Below are 18,497 nucleotides of genomic sequence, written 5' to 3' on the forward strand. Positions count from 1 at the left end.
GCCCGCCTCGCCGACATGCGGAGCATGCCATACGCTGTGAAGGAAATGTTTGCGACACTTCAGGGAGAAGGGGCCCATACCGGGCGCGCCTCCGTGTTCTGCCGCTTTACCGGATGCAATCTCTGGTCGGGTCGCGAGGAAGATCGTCACAAGGCGGCCTGTCAGTTCTGTGATACCGATTTCATCGGAACGGATGGCGAAGGCGGCGGGCGTTTCGCAACAGCCGACGCTCTGGCTGAGGCGCTTGTGCGATGCTGGCACAGCGAGGCTGGCGATCAGGCGGGTCGCTATGTCGTGTTCACAGGCGGCGAACCGCTCCTGCAGATCGATCCCACCCTGATCGCTGCTGTCAAGGCAGCGGACTTTGAGATCGCTATCGAGAGCAATGGCACGATCAACGCCCCGGAGGGGATCGACTGGATCTGCGTGAGTCCCAAGCCGTCCAGCGTTGTCACGCAGCAGACCGGTCAGGAACTCAAACTGGTTTTTCCGCAGGAAAGTCTGCCCCCCGAACTGTTTGAGGGCTGGGATTTCGAGCATTTCTGGCTGCAGCCCATGGACGGGCCGGATCGCATCGCCAATACCGCCAAGGCCGTCGCCTACTGCCTGAAGCACCCACGCTGGCGCCTGTCCCTGCAAACCCACAAGCTGATCGGGATTCCCTGATGCTCTCTGATGATACGGCCATCGTCCTTTTTTCAGGTGGGCAGGATTCGGCGACCTGTCTCGCCTGGGCGCTCGACCGCTTTCCCCATGTCGAGACTCTCGGTTTCGCCTATGGCCAGCGTCATGCGATCGAGCTGGAATGCCGCGATACCTTGCGCGATGCCATGATGCGCCAGAACCCGCAATGGCGTGAGCGTCTCGGACCGGACCATACGCTCGATCTATCGGTGCTGGGGCAGATTTCGGAAACAGCCCTGACGCGCGAAGCGGCGATCGAGATGAACGAGAATGGCCTGCCCTCGACCTTCGTGCCGGGGCGCAATCTGCTCTTCCTGAGTTTTGCCGCAACACTTGGCGTCCGGCGCAACGCCCGCCATATCGTGACAGGCGTGTGCGAAACCGACTACTCCGGTTATCCTGATTGCCGTGACGATACCATCAAGGCCCTTCAGGTCGCGCTCAATCTGGGTATGGAAACACGCTTTGTGCTGCATACGCCCCTGATGTGGCTCGACAAGGCGGAAACCTGGCGTCTGGCCGAGCGTATCGGGGGTGACGGCCTGGTGGCGCTCATTAATCGTGAGAGCCATAGCTGCTATATGGGCGACCGCGCCCATCTGCATGACTGGGGCTATGGCTGTGGCACCTGCCCTGCCTGTGAGCTCCGTGCCAAGGGATGGGCCAGTTATGTCAGCGCTTGAGTTGAGTTTCACACGGCGTTTCAGCATGGGCCACCGGCTGATCGCTGGCAGTTCGGAGCGCTGTGCGATCCCCCATGGTCACAATGAATTCGTGACCGTCACTTTGCAGGCTCGGTCACCTGCGCGATTGGACGGCGCACGGAATATGGTTGTCCCGTTCGCCGATGCCAAACGGCGTTGGCATGATTTTGTGGATACGCGACTGGATCACGCTTTTCAGATTTCCTCATCTGATCCGCTTTTAGGCTGGTTTCTGGCCAACGAACCCGCGCGTGCGGACCGGCTCGTGGTGACACCGGGAGACCCAACGACGGAGATGATGGCCGCTCTGCTATACGCAAAGCTGCAAGCCTTCCTTCGGGCTGATGGTGATGTTCTGTGCTGCACCAGTTTGTCACTCGAAGAAACACCGACAAACACTGTTTGCCTCACGGGTGGGCCTGAGGCCTATCTACCGGTAACGGAAGAACCACCTGAGGCCCGGTGGTGGAACCGGGCGGATAGATCCATATCTGACTTATGTCCCATCTTATAGCTGGCTGGGTGACAACAGAGGTATGCAGCCTGCAGCGCGCGATCTGTACGGACTGACAACCTCAGGAATGCCGAACGAGACATTCCTTGCTTACTTCGCCCGCGCCTCACTCACAGACCGCGTTTCGCGATGCGTCTGGGACCATTCACTACCGAGTAGCTGCACGTGAACGCGAAAAGCGCCGTGATCATTGGACTTGATATCACACGGCTTGGTCGTGCCCAGTTTGACCGCCTCGCTGATGGGAGGCAATTCAGTCTGAGGCAGGATGACATTCTTGCTCATGACCATCTCCTTTATTGGCACGACAACAGGGGAACGTGTCATCAATCCGGCATCACCGTGAAAGAATGGGGCGCGCGATCGCTGATTTATTCCTGTATGTGCTCAACGCACGATTTACAGGGCAGTTTTACTGCGCACATGAATCCCGAAATTTAATTTCTGGTCCTCAATGTGATGTTTCAAGAAACAATCCGCCCGAAACCCTTCCTGGTCCAGAAAAACAGGTCTGAACAGAGCCATGAGACTGCGCGTTATTGATCTTGAAACATCCGGGGCTCACCCCATCGCCTCCGAAGTCATCGAATTTGGTTCGGTCGATCTCGTTCTGCACGGTGATGTGTGGCTGATCGAGCCGGTCCATACGCAGCTTTTCAAACCGAAAGCGCCGTTGACACCCGAGACACAGGCCGTTCACCATTTGATGGACGAGGATTTTTCCGATGAACTGCCCACGGCCACGCCAGAAACCCTGAGTGCTCTGGTGCGGCGCGATCCAGTGCCTGACATGCTTTGCGCGCATCATATCGCTTTCGAGCGGCATTTTCTGACCGATACGATGACGCAAGGTCTGCCTTGGCTCTGTACGCTGCGTATCGGTCAGAAACTCTGGCCCGACGCCCCGCGCCATACGAACCAGATTCTGCGCTACTGGCTCAAGCTTGATCTGGATCGTGCAAGTGCCTCACCCGCTCACAGGGCGGGACCCGATGCCTACGTCACCGCCCATATCCTGCAACGTCAGCTCGCCTTGGCCGACCCCGAGGCGCTGCTGCGGCTTACACAGGCGCGTCACATCCGCCGTGGTGTGGCCTTGCGTGCAGGGCGTGACATGCAGCGTCAGGAGCAGCTTTTTACCTGACGCCCCATCGTGATCCAGTGCATCAGGCAGCCGCGCCATATCGTGCTGTTGCCTTGATGGTCAGGCCCAGAACACCCGGCGCGCCAGCCCGGCGCATCCCCAGAGGCAACCGCGCATTACCTCCGGTCCAACGCATCGGGGCCGCTTCGAGCCCGTTCCACCCTTCAAGGGCAGCATCGCTGAGATGGGTGTCGATCCGGGTCATACCGCAGCTATCCCAAAGATGAACATCGCCAACCAGCACGCCGAGATGACGCCTGTCATCCACAAACGGCCCCTCGGCCATGTCAGGACGGGCTGCGCGTGAACGTATCCGAACCTCTTCCAGCTCGGACGGGATCTGGAAGATCACCATGTCCTCGATTCGTCTGACCGGTCTGATGATCTCGCCATCGTCACTGACAAGATGCAGATCGGCATCTTCATGACGTGGCGCGCTTCCTTCTGCCGGCGCTCTGGATGACGCGCCGTCTGCACGATCGGCCAGCGAACGGTGCAGGGGCTCAACGAAGCTGCGCTCGACACGCAGAGGGGCCGCCCGCTCGCCCCCTGCGATAGCGGGGATGCTCGGCAATACGTCGCTCAGGACTTCTCTCCGCGCAGAGGGCATCTGTGCCGAAACGGCAGATTCCTGCGGCTCATAAGGCGTGAGACCCATCGTCTCGCCATGATCAAGGAGCGTTTCTGTCAGCATATTGTTCGACCAGACGACCGCGTGGGTCTCGGTACGAAAATGATAGATCCTGAAGCGGGTCCGCGTACGGTCATAGGCAATGCTGTGACCATTGACCAGCATGCGCGCTGGTACCAGAGCCCCATCGATATAAACGCAATGCTCAGGGGTGATGAAGAGGTCACGATCAGGAACGCCATTGCCCAAAGCCCCGGCCCGAATGCGGACAGGGTATCCCGCCACATCATCAGAACGTGCGGGGTCAACCACGATTTCAGCTGAACCGACCCATTCGATCCGATGAATACCGGACCCGCCCGCACCATTCACCGAGACCAGATCACCAACGCGCAAGGTCTCTACTGCCCGCTCGCCCTCAGGCGTGCGGATCATGGTGCCAGCCAGGAAGCACTTGTCATAGACAAGTTCGGTGCTGCCATCGCTATCGGCTTCCAGATGAAAATCGCCCGCCTTGTAGGAGCCTGCAAGTGCAGTGGACCAGCTCGACCCATCCGCATGGGTCACAGTCAGAATGCCGTTACTGAGGGTGATCTTGCCGCCCGGCTTGTAAGACAGGCCTTCGATGTCGATACGTCCCCGCCAGCCAACCGACAGATTTGTCAGGACCGCACCCGGTGAGACTGTCAGCAATCCCACTGCCCCCGTGCTGGAGGTCGCACCAGCCACCACCAGACCGGCAATGGTTGCCCCGGAAGCGACAATCATGGAACCGCCGGCAGAGATAACCGCCTTCAGCACCGTGGCACCCGAAGATACGCTTTGTGCACCTCCCGAGAGAATGGTGGCACCGCTGACAACCCCACCGGAAAGGACGGTTTCTGACGCGCCAGAAGCGATCGTCGCACCGCTGACAACACCGCCGGATGAGACGATAGCCACACCATTTGCTGCAACCGACTGATTGACCACGAGGCCCCCTGACAGCGTCAGCCCCGTGCCACCGCTCCCAATGGTCAGCCCGTTGATTGTACCCCCGCTACCTGCAACGACCGTCCCACCGGCTGAAACCACGGAACTGGACGCCAGACCGCCCTGCACCAGCTGCACACCCGCGCTGAAGATACCATTCATCGCCAGAGCGCCCGACGAGACAACCTGCGTCCCGCCAAAAGTACCGCCGATATCCGTCCCGCCGCTGGCCAGTTGCTCGGTCGAACCGACATCGAACGTGCCGCCGGATATGACCCCGGACCCGGCAAAGGTCTGGCCCTTGATGGTGAACCCACCTCCGACGATCGCCTGACCGCCATTCAGCAAATGAGGCGCAATGGCGCTGGCTTGCGCGCCGTTGTAGCCAGAGAGATTACCTACAGCGAGACCTGCACGGGAGGTGATGGTAGCACTGATGACCACACCCTGATTGAGCGCCGCGAAAGAGCCGCTCTCATAGGCTGTACCACCGTAAGTCGTACCATTGGCGGCTGCGGCAACGACTCCTCCCGAATGGACGGTAGCGCCCGTTATCGTCCCGCCAGATGCGAGGTCGACCGCCGGATTGTTTGTGCCCCCATTACAACCGTAGACGAGATCACCAGAGGTTACCTGTCCACCAGTGACATAATTGGTAGCCCCATTGGCAACGGTGGCACCACTCGTAGTGCGGCGAATGGACAAGAGCGCTCCTTAACGATTTTTAACTGCGATTAATCTGAATATCTCAGGATATGGGCATATATCCCGATATTTAACGGTAACGGCGCCGTGATATATGATTGTATCGCAACGTGACAAGCGTTTTCGTGCGCGCAAGACTGAACTGTATTGTTCATTAAGTGAATTAATTGGCAAATATAATAATAGGTTAAATATACTTCATCCAAGTATGCTGGCGCATATTAAATACACAAATAGTATTTATGACAATACTTGTTATGTCATTATTATAGAAATTCGTTTTATACTTTACTTCCAGAATGGTGACCTCTCATCATGCCACCCGCCTGACCTGCGATCGCCCGCAGGATACGGCGCCTGATCAAGCCACTGACAGGCCGTATCAGAGCCCAGTAGAGCGCCATTCTCCGCCGCTCTGCATCTTCCGGACATGAAATGAGGGTCCGTGTCACAAGATATGTCGTGCCTCGGTCATGGGAGCGCGCCTCGAACTCCAGCAGGAGGCGGGTCTGGCCATACGCCGCCTGCCATGCCTCTGGCGTACACATCCCGCTTCGGGAGAGGCCGTAATCCGCACGCCAGAATTGCCCGCTGAGCCCGTAACGCAGGAACCTGTCCCCTTCCCGACCGAGAAAGACGAAGCTCTTCTTGCTGAAACGATGAGACTCCCGCCCCTTGACCATCCTGCCGGGCAGATCGCGCAGGGCGAGGCAAAGCCTGATCAGCCAGTCCTGATCGATCTCAAAGGCCTCGGCAGCATCCAGACAGGATTTTGCATCAGCTTTGATGACACGGGCATGCTCTTCCCGAAAATACGCATGTCCCAGGATGAAATTATCCGTATTCCCGCGCGACCGATGCGTTCGCAGCCCTGTCATCTACCCCACTCCTGTTTGTTTACGCCCGTTCTGACGGGAGCCTGTATGATCCAGCCGGGAAACAACCGGAACATAGATCCGGAGAGCAGGAGAAAACCATGCGCCGTCTCGAAAACAAAACCGCCGTTATCACCGGGGCGGCCCGCGGCATCGGGCTGGCCATCGCCCGGCATTTTCGTGACGAAGGCTGCACGGTGATCATGACCGATATCGACCGCGAAAACGGCGAGCAATCTGCCGAGGCGCTTTCATGTCGTTTCATACCGCTTGATGTACGGCGCGAGGCTGACTGGCTTGCACTCGAAACCCTTTGTCCTGAACCCGATATCGTTGTGAATAATGCGGGAATTACCGGCTTCGAGCAGGGCACGGTCGCGCATGACCCCGAACATGCCACCCTTGCCGACTGGCACGCCGTCCATGCCACCAATCTGGATGGTACCTTTCTGGGGTGTCGCTACGCCCTGCGCCAGATGGGCGGCAGGGGCACGGGCTCCATCATCAACATTTCATCGCGCTCCGGGCTCGTCGGGATACCCGCCGCAGCGGCCTATGCCTCATCCAAGGCCGCCATACGCAACCACAGCAAAACGGTCGCACTCTATGCCGCGCAGAGAGGCTGGGCGATACGCTGCAACTCCGTACACCCGGCTGCCATTCTGACCCCGATATGGGATGCCATGCTGGGAGATGGTCCTGACCGCGAAACGCGTATGGCAGCGCTGGTTGCCGATACGCCACTCAGGCGCTTTGGAACGGTCGATGAAGTAGCCTCACTCTGTGTCATGCTGGCTTCCGATGAATCAGGCTACATAACGGGGTCGGAATTCTCGATTGATGGCGGTCTGCTTGCTGGTTCTGCCGCCCAGCCAGGCTGAAAGCCTCAGAACGTCTAGACCAGATATCGGCCAGCTGCACAAAGCAGGTTCACAGATATTCCCCTTGCCTGGCGCCATGTTCTAGACAGGCCGGACCAGCCCATGATCAAGACTGGAGCGCCCGATGCGCTTTATCGAAACGTTCGACCTTCATTCCTTCACTGATTCGAGCATCAGCCTGCTCAGCGCCTTCGTGTTCGGCACCCTGATCGGTGCCGAGCGGCAATACCGACAGCGAACAGCCGGTGTGCGCACCAATGCGCTGGTGGCGCTTGGGGGCGCGGCTTTCGTCGATCTGGCGCAGCGTATTGCCGGCGATGTCGAATCCCTGCGGGTTATTGCCTATGTCGTGTCAGGCATCGGCTTTCTGGGGGCCGGCGCGATCATCAAGGAAGGGGCGAATGTACGCGGCATGAACACGGCCGCCACGCTCTGGTGTTCGGCAGCGGTAGGCGCGTGCGTGGGCAGCGATATGCTGGCAGAAGGGTTCCTGCTTACCTTCTTTATCATCGCAGGCAATACCCTTCTGAGACCGATCGTGAGAGCGATCGATCGTATTCCCCTGCAAGCCAAGACCATGGAGACGGGCTACGCCCTGCGCATCGTCACCTGCGCGCTCGACATCCAGACGATGACGGCCCTGATCAAGGAACGTCTGGAGGAGGCCGATTATACGATCGGCAAACTGGCGCTCAGCGACGAGAAAGACGACCAGACTGCCATCGCCATTTCCCTCATGGTGTCGTCAAACGGCCCCGCTGCGCTGGAACAGCTTGTCACGAGTCTGATGACTGACAGCCGTGTCACAGCCGCGTCGTGGTCGCTCAACACCGATAACTGAGCGACCACGAAAAGATAAAAACGCCAGAACAGGCAAATTCACACGCCTGTAGGCGGTCCAGTCCGTAACGTTCTCAGGGTGCCGGTGATGGCAGGGAAATCTTGACCACAAGCCAGGGGCGCTGCTCCTGGTTTACCCCATTATGGAAAGCAGGCTGACGCGACCATTGGCCGATCGTCGCATAGAGCGCGTTGCCCTGATAGGCCAGACCATCAGGGGCGATCAGTCTCGGGTCATGGGCAACAACAGAAATCGTGCCATCCGGCGCCCTTTGCAGGATACCGTGACGCTCGATATCGGTCAGGAAAAGGCGTCCATCGGGGGCGGTGGCCATGCCATCACCCATGCCTGCCTCGCCCTCATCCTTCACGCTGAACTCGATTTCGGTTTCGGTCGCCCGTGGGTCTGCCAGAACGGCTGTCGGGGCCGAATAGAGTTCACGGCTGGTCAGAGGCTGCCAGAAAAGCGTCTGCTGATCGGCACTCAGCCCGATCCCGTTGGCGCCTGCCTGCGCCATTGTCGGCTTGTCCGGGTTGTACCGCGAGGCCTTGCCATCGAGCACGGCCATGAAACCATGACGGGGCATGACCGGCTCTGTATCAGCCAGAAGGCGACGCTGATGGCCGGTGGCGATGTCGACCACGATCAGCGCAGGATGCACGGTCAGGGAAGAATCGGTAATGAACGCCGTCCCCCGATCGCCATGCGTCAGATCGATGCGAACATCGTTGGGATGGCTGTCAGAACGCAATGCCGGCGCCGTGAGCGCAATCTCTTCCACAATCCGGCCTGCCACCGGGTCGATATGAAACAGACGCGCAGCCCCCGGCACAGTGCCCTTCTCTGCGAGAATACCCTCATCCAGCACCCAGAGCTGCCCGCTGGCATCGACGGTCATGCCCAGCGGCGACACAAACCGTCCCTGGCTTTCAGCGTCTGGGAAAGGCGTGAGCTGGCCATGACTGTAAAGGGCAAGACGGGGGCCATCATGATCGTGCAGGCTGCGGGGAAAGCCCAGCACCATGCGATGATCGGACAGGATGGCGATGCCGGAGGGCTGGGCATCCTGAAACCGGCCGATGACCGTCACATTGCCGCTGGGCTTGTAGCCGGCGTCGATACTGTCGGCAGGCGCATCGCCCATGCCGGTCATATCCGGCATGGAGGCGTCGTCAGCCCCGTATGAGGGGGGCGCTACAAGTGTGGCTGCGAGAGACAGCGCAAGGGTACACAGGGTCAGACGTGTTTTCATATTCCCTCTTCCTGTCCGTCATCAAGGCGATCAGGGCTCTCGCGTCAAACCACAGCAGCGTGACGTTCAGCCCTTGAGCAAGGACATGATCTCGGCACGTAACGCCGCATCACGCTGCCAGGTGCCACGCACAACCGTCGTAACCGTACGACTGCCGACATTGCGTATGCCGCGCATGGCCATGCACATGTGCTCGGCCTCAACCAGCACCATGACAGCCTTGGGTTCGAGAACCTCGATGATGGACGCGGCAATCTGGTCCGTCAGGCGCTCCTGCAACTGGGGGCGACGGGCCAGAACATTGACCGTGCGCGCAATCTTGCTCAGCCCGGTCAGGCGCCCGCCCTCAGGCAGATAGGCCACATGAGCCTTGCCGAAAAACGGCAGGAGATGGTGCTCGCACATCGAATGAAAGCCGATATCGCGCACGATAACCGCCCCTTCATGCTGGTCCGCCAGAAACTGCTTGTGCAGATGGTCGCGCGGGTCCTCATGCAAGCCACCCAGCACGTCCAGATACATGCGCGCGACACGACCCGGCGTCTCGAACAGCCCTTCCCGGTCAGGATCCTCACCGAGAGCCTCAAGAATTTCACGCACGGCACCGGCGATGCGTGTCTCGGCATCATCCGGCCTGGCAATCGGTGCGATGGGGCGCTCGCCACCCTGCCCCTTGTGGCGGGCGGCATCCAGCGCCACGAGATCGGCAGTCGGTTTGGTCATTTCTGGTCCTCGGCAATGCAAGACGGGTCTTCCGCGCAGGGGACAACGTCATCAGCCTCGCGGGGGAGCCTGTCCAACATGTCCGAAACCGAAAGTCCACTGATTTTCTGTTCCGATGCGATTTCTGCAAGGGGAACGAGCACAAAAGCCCGCTGCGCGATACCGGGATGCGGCAGGGTCAGAACGGGATTGCTGATTTCCTGTGTCCCCAGATAAAGCAGATCGACATCCATCGCGCGCTGCCCCCAGCGTACCGAAGGCACCCGCCCGAGACGGGTCTCGATATCCTTGCAGACGCGCAAAAGCGCCATCGCATCGAGACTGCTGCGACCCGTGACGCAGAGATTATAGAAATCGGGCTGCTCAACCCCACCCCATGGCGCTGTACGATAGAGGCCTGACACCGCAGTGATTTCAAGACCCGGCGTGAGGCCAAGCCATGTAACCGCAAGCGCGAGCGCACTCTGCCGATCCCCCATATTGCACCCAAGCGAAAATCCGACCGGCAGGGTTCGCTCTCTGGTTGTCTCGACACTCACCATGCCGAACGTATGGGCGATGGGGGCACCCGGCTTGCTCACCCGCACGGTCAGGCGCGCAATGGTGGGGAAATGCGCCAGCAGATCCTGCGCGATGCGGTCGGCCAGCGTCTCGATCAGCTGCACCGGCTCACCAGCGGCAATCGCCACCACATGGTCGCACAGCGCTGCATAACAGACTGCATGACGATAATCGTCGTTGGCCGTCGCCTGGGCGGTATCGGCCGTGACAACCAGATCGATCAGGAATTTCTGCCCGAGCCGTGTTTCTTCAGGCAGTACGCCGTGCCGGGCAAAGACCTGTATGCCGTCAAGGCGAATGACCGACTGGGTCATGACAGGGGGGACCTCTCGGGTTGCGGGCGGAAGGTGCCCAGCATTGCAGCAATACGCACCGCATCGACATGCGGGGCCACATCATGAACACGCAAAATGGCCGCGCCCTGTGCCAGACCGCCAAGATTGGCGGCCAGGGTACCCGACAGACGCTCATTCACATCGCGGCCAAGCAGGCGACCGAACAGCGATTTGCGCGACAGGCCCAGCAGCACCGGCACGCCATATGTCTCACGCAGGAAACCGATCAGCCGGATACTTTCGAGATTTTGCGGGTCTGTCTTGCCAAACCCGACACCGGGGTCGAGCACAATATGCTCGCGCCTGATGCCGGCATGCAGCGCCTGCGTCAGGATTGCATCGAAACAGCGCCGGAATTCGTCACGCAGGTCCAGTCCGGGGTCGATGGTCTCGCGATTATGCATCAGCACGGCCACTGCCCCGGTTTCGGCCATCACCGACGCCATGGCGGGGTCGCGCTGCATGCCCCATACGTCGTTGATCATGACCGCCCCGGCGCGTACTGCTTCACGCGCCACACTGGCCTTGTAAGTGTCGATGGACAGGAAACAGGGTTGGTCGCGCAGCGCCAGTATAACAGGGTGCGTGCGCATGATCTCTTCAGATGCGGGGACAAAAGCCGCGCCGGGCCGTGTGGACTCACCCCCGATATCGATCAGGGCCGCCCCTTCGGCAATCAGCTGACGCGCATGGTCGATGGCAAGGTCCGGGGCGTCATGCAGCCCACCATCGGAGAACGAATCAGGCGTCGCATTGACGATACCCATGATCAGCGGTTCATGCGCCTCATGCGCACCCCATATCGCGGCTCTGAGCGCATCGCGCCTGTCCTGCCACTGGGCCTTGTGAACCGCGGAGCCGACCGCTTCCATAACATCCATTCATGTCGGGACTGAGGGAACCACGCTCTTAGAGTATGGGAGCGGACAGGTCCAGAAAAACGAACCGGCCCCTTCGCCCGCTGTTCTATCCTGCAAGAAGGAGACGCATCATGGCCAACGACCAGTTCGACACCCCCGTGTTCGATGGGGAAGACAACAAGCATCATAGCGCCCGCGCCCTTGCAGAGGCCGCCCTGCGCGCCGAGGAGGAAGGCGAACAGGAAAAAGCGGAGCAGCTTTTCCGCCAGGCAGAAGCCGCCGATCCATCAGCGCTCGAGAGCGTCCTGCTTGAACGACGCAGCGAGCACCCCGGCTTCAGCCCACAGCCCGCCTCGAAGGACGAGGAAGTTGCTGCCATGAGCCGCACCGTCGAACCCGAGCGTCATGCCCCGCCCCCGGAGGCCATGGACGAGAACTACTGATCACGTAACGCAGGTCAGAACGAGACAGGGCCGATCTGGTATCATCCCGACCGGCCCTGACCGCATAAAATACGCCACTGATGGGTCCTACCATGACAGGACCCCTGGCAACCCTGAAAAATGGTTCAGGTGATGGCGTGGATCCAGCCATGCGCATCATTGGTCTTGCCGGCCTGAATGTCGGTCAGGGCTTTCTTGATCGCAAGCGAGACCTCACCCGGCGTCTTGCCGTCGCCAAAGACAGCCTCGCCACCCGTGCGACGCAGGGCGCCGATCGGGCTGATAACGGCAGCCGTTCCGCAGGCAAAGGCCTCCTTGTAGCGGCCAGAAGCGGCACCGGCGAAAATCTCGTCGATCTCAAGCGGGGTCTGCTCGATTTTCAGACCGCGATCCTTCGCAAGCTGCAGGATGGCATCGCGCGTGATGCCTGGCAGGATGGTGCCCGTCAGCGGAGGCGTGACCAGCGTGTTGTCATCGCGCAGGAACATGACATTCATGCCCCCCATCTCCTCGACGAAACGCTGCTCGCGGCTATCGAGGAACAACACCTGATCGCAGCCATGCGTTTTGGAATCGCGCTGGGCCACAAGGCTTGCTGCGTAATTGCCACCACATTTGGCAGCCCCCGTGCCACCCGGTGCGGCACGCGTGTAGTCTTCCGACACCCACACGGACACGCAGCCGGAACCGAAATAGGCGCCCACAGGACAGGCAATGACAATGAACAGATATTCGGATGCAGGCTTGACGCCAAGGAACACTTCCGTCGCGATCATGAACGGTCGCAGATAGAGGCTTTTGCCCTCACCGGTCGGCACCCAGTCCTGATCGATCTTCACGAGCTCATCGACGGCCTGCATGAAAATTTCCTGCGGCAGGTCGGCCATGGCCATACGCTCTGCCGAAGCCCGGAAGCGCCTGGCATTCTCTTCGGGACGGAACGTCGCAATACCCCCCCCTTCGGTGCGGTAGGCCTTCATGCCCTCGAAAATCTCCTGCGCATAATGCAGGACCGAAGCCGCCGGATCGAGGGTGAGCGGCTTGCGCGCGGTGATGCGCGCATCGTGCCAGCCGCGGCCCTCGGTGTATTTCACAATGGCCATATGGTCGGTGAAGACACGTCCGAAAGCGGGATTGGCAATTAGATCCGCACGGTGATCCGCAGGAGTCGGATTGCTGGTGGGCTCGATGGTGAAATGCAGGGCTGCGCTCTCGGAAACCATGGTCTGATCCATTTTCGTGTCAACAGTCAGCGCACTCTATCCCGTTCGCTGCATCTTGACACCCTTTGATAGGGAGAGAGAAGAACAGCCCCTTGTCTGACGCTTTCGTGAGCCTTTCCTGCCATCCGGCAAGGTGCAGGGCCATGCTGGCGGAAATTCACTAAGCAGATCAGGCAAACGGACCATAGACAGGCCTGTGACAGAGGCTGATGAGCAGAAGGGCGTATCATGAGCGCATCGACCCCCATCCGGACCCTCACCCCCCAGGCCGTGAAAGCGCAAAAAGGTGGCGCACCCCTTGTGTGCCTTACCGCCTATACGACACCGGTGGCCCGCCTTGCCGATGCGGCCTGCGATATCGTTCTGGTAGGCGACAGCGTTGGTATGGTCCTGCATGGCCTGCCCTCCACGCTGGGTGTCACCATGGAAATGATGATCCTGCACGGGCAGGCCGTCATGCGCGGCATCACACGTGCCCTGTGCGTGGTGGACATGCCCTTTGGCTCCTATGAGGAAAGTACGGCCCAGGCCTTTCGCAACGCGTCGCGCCTGCTGGCCCAGACCGGCGCGAGCGCGGTCAAGCTCGAAGGCGGCGTGCATATGAAGGAGACGATTGCCTTTCTGGTGGCACGCGGCATTCCGGTCATGGGCCATGTGGGACTTACCCCACAGGCCGTGCATGCTCTGGGCGGCTACAAGGTTCAGGGCCGCGATGAGGATGCACAGCGCGTCATGGACGATGCCCAGGCTGTGCAGGAGGCAGGCGCTTTTGCCGTCGTGCTCGAAAAACTGCCCCGCATGCTCGGTGAATCCATCACGCAGGCTCTGACGATCCCGACGATCGGTATTGGTGCCGGGCCTGAATGTGATGGCCAGATACTCGTCATTGACGACATGCTCGGGCTTTTTGCCGATTTCAAACCGAAATTCGTCAAGCGTTATGCCCATCTTGCCGAGCAGGCCGAACAGGCTCTCGCCGCCTATGCGCAGGACGTTCGGGCGCGCGCCTTTCCGGGGCCCGAGCACAGCTTTGGAGAGCGCTCATGATCATTCGCGATATCGCGACACTGCGCCAGACCGTCCGGCGCTGGAAAGAGGGTGGAGAGACGACAGGGCTCGTTCCCACGATGGGCGCCTTGCACGAAGGCCATCTGAGCCTCGTTAAACAGGCGCGCAAGCAGGCCGCGCGGGTCATCGTCTCGATTTTCGTCAACCCGACGCAATTCAACAACCCGACGGATCTCGCGACCTATCCCCGTACGGAAGAGGCCGATATCGCCCTTCTGGGCGATGCAGATGCAATTTTCATCCCCTCGGTCGACACCATGTATCCGGCGGGGTTCAACAGCCGTGTGCAGGTCATGACCATGACGGCAACGCTGGAGGGCGCCCACAGGCCGGGCCATTTCGATGGCATGGCGACCGTGGTGACCAAGCTCTTCGGCATTACGCAGGCGGATATCGCGTTCTTCGGTGAAAAGGACTGGCAGCAGCTTCAGATCATCCGCCGCTTCGTTCAGGATCTGAATATACCGATCGACATTGTAGCGTGCCCGACCCTGCGTGAAGCCGATGGTCTGGCAATGTCCTCGCGCAACCGTCGGCTCTCCCCGCAAGCGCGTACCATCGCGCCCGAACTGCATGCCACGTTGCAGGAAACTGCCGCGCAACTGAGAGCAGGCACCCCTGTCACCGAGGCGCTGGCTCAGGCCAAAGCGAGGCTTGCCCGGTCCGGTTTTCAGCCGGTTGATTATCTCGCCTGCTGCGAGGCCGAGAGCCTGACTTCCATCAGCGATGTATTCGCAACAAAATATGACCGGGGATCGCTCCGATTACTGGTAGCCGCTGCTCTCGATTCTGTGCGCCTTATTGACAATATCGTTATTTAGTTCTGCGGCGGGGCCGTGCCATGATACCCGCATATTGAGGCGCGACCCGAATGTCGGGCCTCCGGTGCCCTCCTGCCGGAAGGCACCGATGCACAAGAAGGTATGCAAGCATGTCGCTTCCGCTACAGGACAAGGTCGCCGCCGTTACGGGTGGTGCTTCCGGCATCGGTCTGGAATGCGTTCGTCATCTCATCAAGGCTGGCGCTATCGTCTATGTCCTCGACCGCGACAAGGCGGCCATGGAAAAGGCGCGCGAAGAGCTCGGTGACAAGCTGCACGGCGTCGAGGTCGACCTCTTCCGTCATGCCAGCATCCAGCAGGCTGTCGATACCGTGCTTGCCGAGCAGGGCCGTCTGGACATCATGTTCGCCAATGCTGGCTCCTATGTCGGTGGCAACGCCTGGGAAGGCGACCCGGATGTGTGGGACCGTATGCTGAACCTCAACATCAATGCGGCATTCCACTCGGCGCGCGTCGCCATGGTGCCCATGATCAAGCAGGGCAGCGGCGATATCATCATCACCAGCTCGGTGGCAGGCGTTGTGCCGATCGTGGCTGAGCCGATCTACACCGGCTCCAAATATGCCGTGCAGGCTTTCACCCATACCTGCCGTCGCCAGCTGGCACCGCATGGCGTTCGCGTCGGCGCGATCCAGCCCGGCCCGGTTGTCACGCCGCTGATCAATGACTGGGACCCCGAGCGCCGCAAGGCTGCTCTCGAAGGCGGCGGCATGATGCAGCCATCTGATGTGGCCGAAGCACTGATCTTCATGCTGACGCGCCGCAAGGGCACGGTCGTTCGTGACCTGGTCCTTCTGCCGAACGGCTTTGACGTCTGATCCAGAGATCAAGCGCGTCCGGGCTCGCTGAGCCTGAGGGCCTGCGAGACCCTACTGGACAAGAACATGACCCCGCCCCAAAGGCGGGGTTTTGTTTTTTGACGGGGCCGGTGGATGGACCACGCTTCACCGATCATCGCCGCATAACCCCCGAATATCGTCGATGGCATGCCCGGCTGCGCCCCATATCGCCCTAGTGCGCTCAAAGGCCCGGTTCCAGCCTTATCGTCATATTGCGATTGACTATTACTTGCGCACTCACTAGCCAGAAGCGAGCTCAAGCCTTCGTGACTGGAACGGCCCCATTCCCAGCGTGCCAGCCCCCTTGCGGCCTCGCGCCCCCCGTCAAACGGACCGCGGCCGGCCTATCGACCGCTTCATGTGGCCGCTGCGCCCTGTGCGCCCCATCCTGCTGGCCTTTCACCGTTATCTCGGTCTGGTTCTGGCGCCTCTGCTTATCGTGCTCGGTCTGACGGGCAGCATCAGCGTATTCCGGGTCGAGCTTGACCGTATGCTCAACCCGGATCTGTTTACGACGACGCATGGCGATAGCCATCTTGCGCCATCTGACCTGATCAGAACCATCGAAACACGGCACCCCGGTCAATCGCTCATCCTGCTCGATTACAGGCCTGCCCGCTTCGAGACGATCCATGCCTATCTCTCACCGCTCAGGGACCATGCCGGGCACCCGTTATGGGACGAGATCTTTCTCGATCCATCGGATGGTCATGAAATGGGGGGACGAATGAGCGAGGGGTGCTGCCTCGGGCGACGCGCCCTGATGCCCTTCATCTACCGGCTGCATTATTCGCTGGTTGCCGGTCAGACAGGGCTCTGGATCGTCGGCATCACCGCCCTCATCTGGAGTCTGGATTGCCTGAACGGCCTGCTCCTGACCCTGCCGCCTGCCCTTGCTCCGTGGCGGCGGCGATTCTGGCCGGGATGGAAGAAATCATGGCTGGTGGCCTCTCCCCGCAATGCCCTGCGCCTGTTTTTCGACCTGCATCGGGCTGCAGGATTATGGTTGTGGCTGCTGTTTCTCGGCATGGCGGTCAGTGGCGTGGCGCTGGCACTCGGCCCCCAGCTCTTTCAGCCTGCTGTCAGCGCCCTGTTCCCTCTGGCCCCGCCGCAAGCCGAGATTGCCCTGCCCGGGGGCCCGCATGCATTGACCCTCGAACAGGCCGAGAGTCGCGCCCACGAATGGGTTGTCACGCATGGCTGGTCTGCCCGACCCGCCGCCCTGATGCTGACCCACGCCCCTGACACCGCCCTGTTCTATCTGTTCAGTGACTCGGATCGTTTTCCCGCCGGGTTTGGCAGCCCGCTCGTCACGGTAGATTTACAGACCGGCGCGACGAAACAGGCCGTAATGGCGCCCCAAGGCCGCCTTGGCGATATGATCCTGCAGATACAGGACCCTTTTCATAGCGGGCGGATCGCAGGACTGCCGGGGCGTATTCTGGTTTGTCTGAGCGGTGTCGCTACGGCTCTGCTTGCCGCCACAGGCGTGCTGATCTGGCTTGGCAAGCGACGTGCCCGGTCACGGTCTCCCGCGCAGGGAAACCGCCGGAAACAAGACCTCGATCGATAGCACCGGTTTTTGTCTCAAGGCACCTGGACAGCACGGGCAGTGGATATGTCTTCTATCTGGTAGGTTTCTTCTGACAGAACTTCTATCGAAAGCACCCCAGGGTTGAGGCTACCCTGCTCACTGAGAGGTAACAAGGCACTCCCGGATGTCCAGCGCGCCAACGCAGAATGCTGCTCGCACCATCCTGCCAAGCCGGGGCGGTCAAGGTGATGCGTGATCCGGTTGGTCCGGCTGGAGTCGAAAAACGTGATCGTGCCAACCAGGACTCCGCGTGATGGTCCAGCTCCACTGCCTTCAGCCCATGCCGGTTGGCAAAGCCGGGACACCAACTGTACAGCCTGAATATGACCCGGTGCCATAAACACCCATATGTTGCCGTTCCTTCGGGCCACTCTTATACGTCGCCCTCTTTCATCCAGCAGATGAAGACCGGGATCATTGGAAGACGTCAGGACCAGGCTCCCTTGGCATAATGAAGCCAGTTGATACAACGCCCGCGGAACGGCTCCCAAAGTCCGGGGCGCACCTTTACTGACAGGCAGAACATTAACCACCTGTTAGTCAAGATGTAACACAACGTGAACTATCTACTCCTTAAAACCAGCCTGAGCCACCCCCCGCCTTAACCTTTGAGTAAGCTGCGGGGGGCGAGGCCCCGCAATCGATAGTCCACGATGACGCAATGTCGATTTCGGATTCTCGGTAGTAGGCAGGGCACATACCGGCTTTCAGGCGCGCACAGTTTGCTTCGGTGATTTGCGCCGATGTTCCAGACCACAGCCTCCTACTGAGGCACGTCTGGTCCGATACGAATATGCCCGGGAATA

The 18,497-nt window shown here is 60.1% G+C and carries 19 protein-coding genes; 11 read left to right on the top strand and 8 right to left on the bottom strand.

Annotation, left to right across the window (positions count from 1 at the left end; genetic code table 11):
• Positions 1-24 precede the first annotated feature (24 nt).
• Genes queE through F3J08_RS07375 form a run of 3 tightly spaced genes read left to right on the top strand, consistent with a single transcriptional unit; the run spans position 25 to position 1,902 of the window.
• Positions 25-666: a 7-carboxy-7-deazaguanine synthase gene (gene queE / locus F3J08_RS07365; RefSeq protein ID WP_166929066.1), complete on the top strand. Its 642-nt coding sequence runs from the start codon at positions 25-27 to the stop codon at positions 664-666.
• Entirely contained in the window at positions 666-1,367 is a 702-nt protein-coding gene (gene queC, locus F3J08_RS07370) for a 7-cyano-7-deazaguanine synthase QueC (protein ID WP_166929067.1), read from the top strand. The genes queE and queC overlap by 1 nt, the downstream gene beginning before the upstream one ends.
• Complete coding sequence (locus F3J08_RS07375) at positions 1,354-1,902, top strand: 6-carboxytetrahydropterin synthase (RefSeq protein ID WP_166929068.1); 549 nt, start codon at positions 1,354-1,356, stop codon at positions 1,900-1,902. Before queC ends, F3J08_RS07375 begins: the two co-directional genes overlap by 14 nt.
• A 90-nt stretch (positions 1,903-1,992) precedes the next feature.
• On the opposite strand, the gene F3J08_RS07380 is transcribed toward F3J08_RS07375, so the two are convergent.
• Positions 1,993-2,187, bottom strand: a complete 195-nt coding sequence (locus tag F3J08_RS07380) for a hypothetical protein (protein WP_122038636.1) — start codon at positions 2,185-2,187, stop codon at positions 1,993-1,995.
• Between the two features lie 238 nt (positions 2,188-2,425).
• Here F3J08_RS07380 and F3J08_RS07385 point away from each other — a divergent pair, with 238 nt between their 5' ends.
• Positions 2,426-3,046 (top strand): 3'-5' exonuclease, encoded by a 621-nt coding sequence (locus F3J08_RS07385; RefSeq protein WP_166929069.1) that lies wholly within the window; start codon positions 2,426-2,428, stop codon positions 3,044-3,046.
• A gap of 22 nt (positions 3,047-3,068) precedes the next feature.
• On the opposite strand, the gene F3J08_RS07390 is transcribed toward F3J08_RS07385, so the two are convergent.
• The gene (locus tag F3J08_RS07390) at positions 3,069-5,354 is read right to left on the bottom strand and encodes a Hint domain-containing protein (RefSeq protein WP_166929070.1); all 2,286 of its coding nucleotides are present in this window, start codon (positions 5,352-5,354) and stop codon (positions 3,069-3,071) included.
• A gap of 281 nt (positions 5,355-5,635) precedes the next feature.
• A complete protein-coding gene (locus tag F3J08_RS07395) occupies positions 5,636-6,232 on the bottom strand; it encodes a hypothetical protein (protein WP_166929071.1) in 597 nt (198 codons plus the stop codon).
• 98 nt (positions 6,233-6,330) lie between these two features.
• Between F3J08_RS07395 and F3J08_RS07400 the strand changes: the two genes are divergently transcribed.
• Both F3J08_RS07400 and F3J08_RS07405 read left to right on the top strand, forming a co-directional pair.
• Entirely contained in the window at positions 6,331-7,110 is a 780-nt protein-coding gene (locus F3J08_RS07400; RefSeq protein ID WP_166929072.1) for an SDR family NAD(P)-dependent oxidoreductase, read from the top strand.
• Between the two features lie 124 nt (positions 7,111-7,234).
• Positions 7,235-7,951 (top strand): MgtC/SapB family protein, encoded by a 717-nt coding sequence (locus tag F3J08_RS07405; RefSeq protein WP_166929074.1) that lies wholly within the window; start codon positions 7,235-7,237, stop codon positions 7,949-7,951.
• A 73-nt stretch (positions 7,952-8,024) separates the two neighbouring features.
• Here F3J08_RS07405 and F3J08_RS07410 read toward each other — a convergent pair whose 3' ends face one another.
• The 4 genes from F3J08_RS07410 to folP all read right to left on the bottom strand — a co-directional run bounded on the left by F3J08_RS07410 (position 8,025) and on the right by folP (position 11,694).
• A complete protein-coding gene (locus F3J08_RS07410; RefSeq protein ID WP_166929075.1) occupies positions 8,025-9,203 on the bottom strand; it encodes an SMP-30/gluconolactonase/LRE family protein in 1,179 nt (392 codons plus the stop codon).
• A 66-nt stretch (positions 9,204-9,269) separates the two neighbouring features.
• Positions 9,270-9,926, bottom strand: a complete 657-nt coding sequence (gene folE / locus F3J08_RS07415) for a GTP cyclohydrolase I FolE (protein ID WP_122038643.1) — start codon at positions 9,924-9,926, stop codon at positions 9,270-9,272.
• Positions 9,923-10,801, bottom strand: a complete 879-nt coding sequence (folK, locus tag F3J08_RS07420) for a 2-amino-4-hydroxy-6-hydroxymethyldihydropteridine diphosphokinase (protein WP_166929077.1) — start codon at positions 10,799-10,801, stop codon at positions 9,923-9,925. Before folK ends, folE begins: the two co-directional genes overlap by 4 nt.
• Complete coding sequence (gene folP, locus F3J08_RS07425; protein ID WP_166929079.1) at positions 10,798-11,694, bottom strand: dihydropteroate synthase; 897 nt, start codon at positions 11,692-11,694, stop codon at positions 10,798-10,800. Before folP ends, folK begins: the two co-directional genes overlap by 4 nt.
• 119 nt (positions 11,695-11,813) lie before the next feature.
• Here folP and F3J08_RS16940 point away from each other — a divergent pair, with 119 nt between their 5' ends.
• Entirely contained in the window at positions 11,814-12,125 is a 312-nt protein-coding gene (locus F3J08_RS16940) for a hypothetical protein (RefSeq protein ID WP_205206826.1), read from the top strand.
• A 125-nt stretch (positions 12,126-12,250) separates the two neighbouring features.
• Here F3J08_RS16940 and F3J08_RS07435 read toward each other — a convergent pair whose 3' ends face one another.
• Complete coding sequence (locus tag F3J08_RS07435; protein ID WP_122048973.1) at positions 12,251-13,348, bottom strand: branched-chain amino acid aminotransferase; 1,098 nt, start codon at positions 13,346-13,348, stop codon at positions 12,251-12,253.
• 228 nt (positions 13,349-13,576) lie between these two features.
• On the opposite strand from F3J08_RS07435, the gene panB reads away from it, so the two are divergent.
• The 4 genes from panB to F3J08_RS07455 all read left to right on the top strand — a co-directional run bounded on the left by panB (position 13,577) and on the right by F3J08_RS07455 (position 17,670).
• Positions 13,577-14,395, top strand: coding sequence for a 3-methyl-2-oxobutanoate hydroxymethyltransferase (gene panB, locus F3J08_RS07440; protein ID WP_166929081.1), 819 nt, complete (start codon positions 13,577-13,579; stop codon positions 14,393-14,395).
• Positions 14,392-15,237, top strand: coding sequence for a pantoate--beta-alanine ligase (gene panC / locus F3J08_RS07445; protein WP_166929083.1), 846 nt, complete (start codon positions 14,392-14,394; stop codon positions 15,235-15,237). The genes panB and panC overlap by 4 nt, the downstream gene beginning before the upstream one ends.
• A gap of 110 nt (positions 15,238-15,347) precedes the next feature.
• On the top strand, positions 15,348-16,076 hold the full coding sequence (locus F3J08_RS07450) for an SDR family oxidoreductase (protein ID WP_122038648.1): 729 nt from the start codon (positions 15,348-15,350) through the stop codon (positions 16,074-16,076).
• A 379-nt stretch (positions 16,077-16,455) separates the two neighbouring features.
• Positions 16,456-17,670, top strand: coding sequence for a PepSY domain-containing protein (locus F3J08_RS07455; protein WP_166929085.1), 1,215 nt, complete (start codon positions 16,456-16,458; stop codon positions 17,668-17,670).
• Positions 17,671-18,497: the final 827 nt, after the last annotated feature.

This window comes from Asaia sp. As-1742 (assembly GCF_011753235.1).
Classification (GTDB): Bacteria; Pseudomonadota; Alphaproteobacteria; order Acetobacterales; family Acetobacteraceae; genus Asaia; species Asaia bogorensis_B.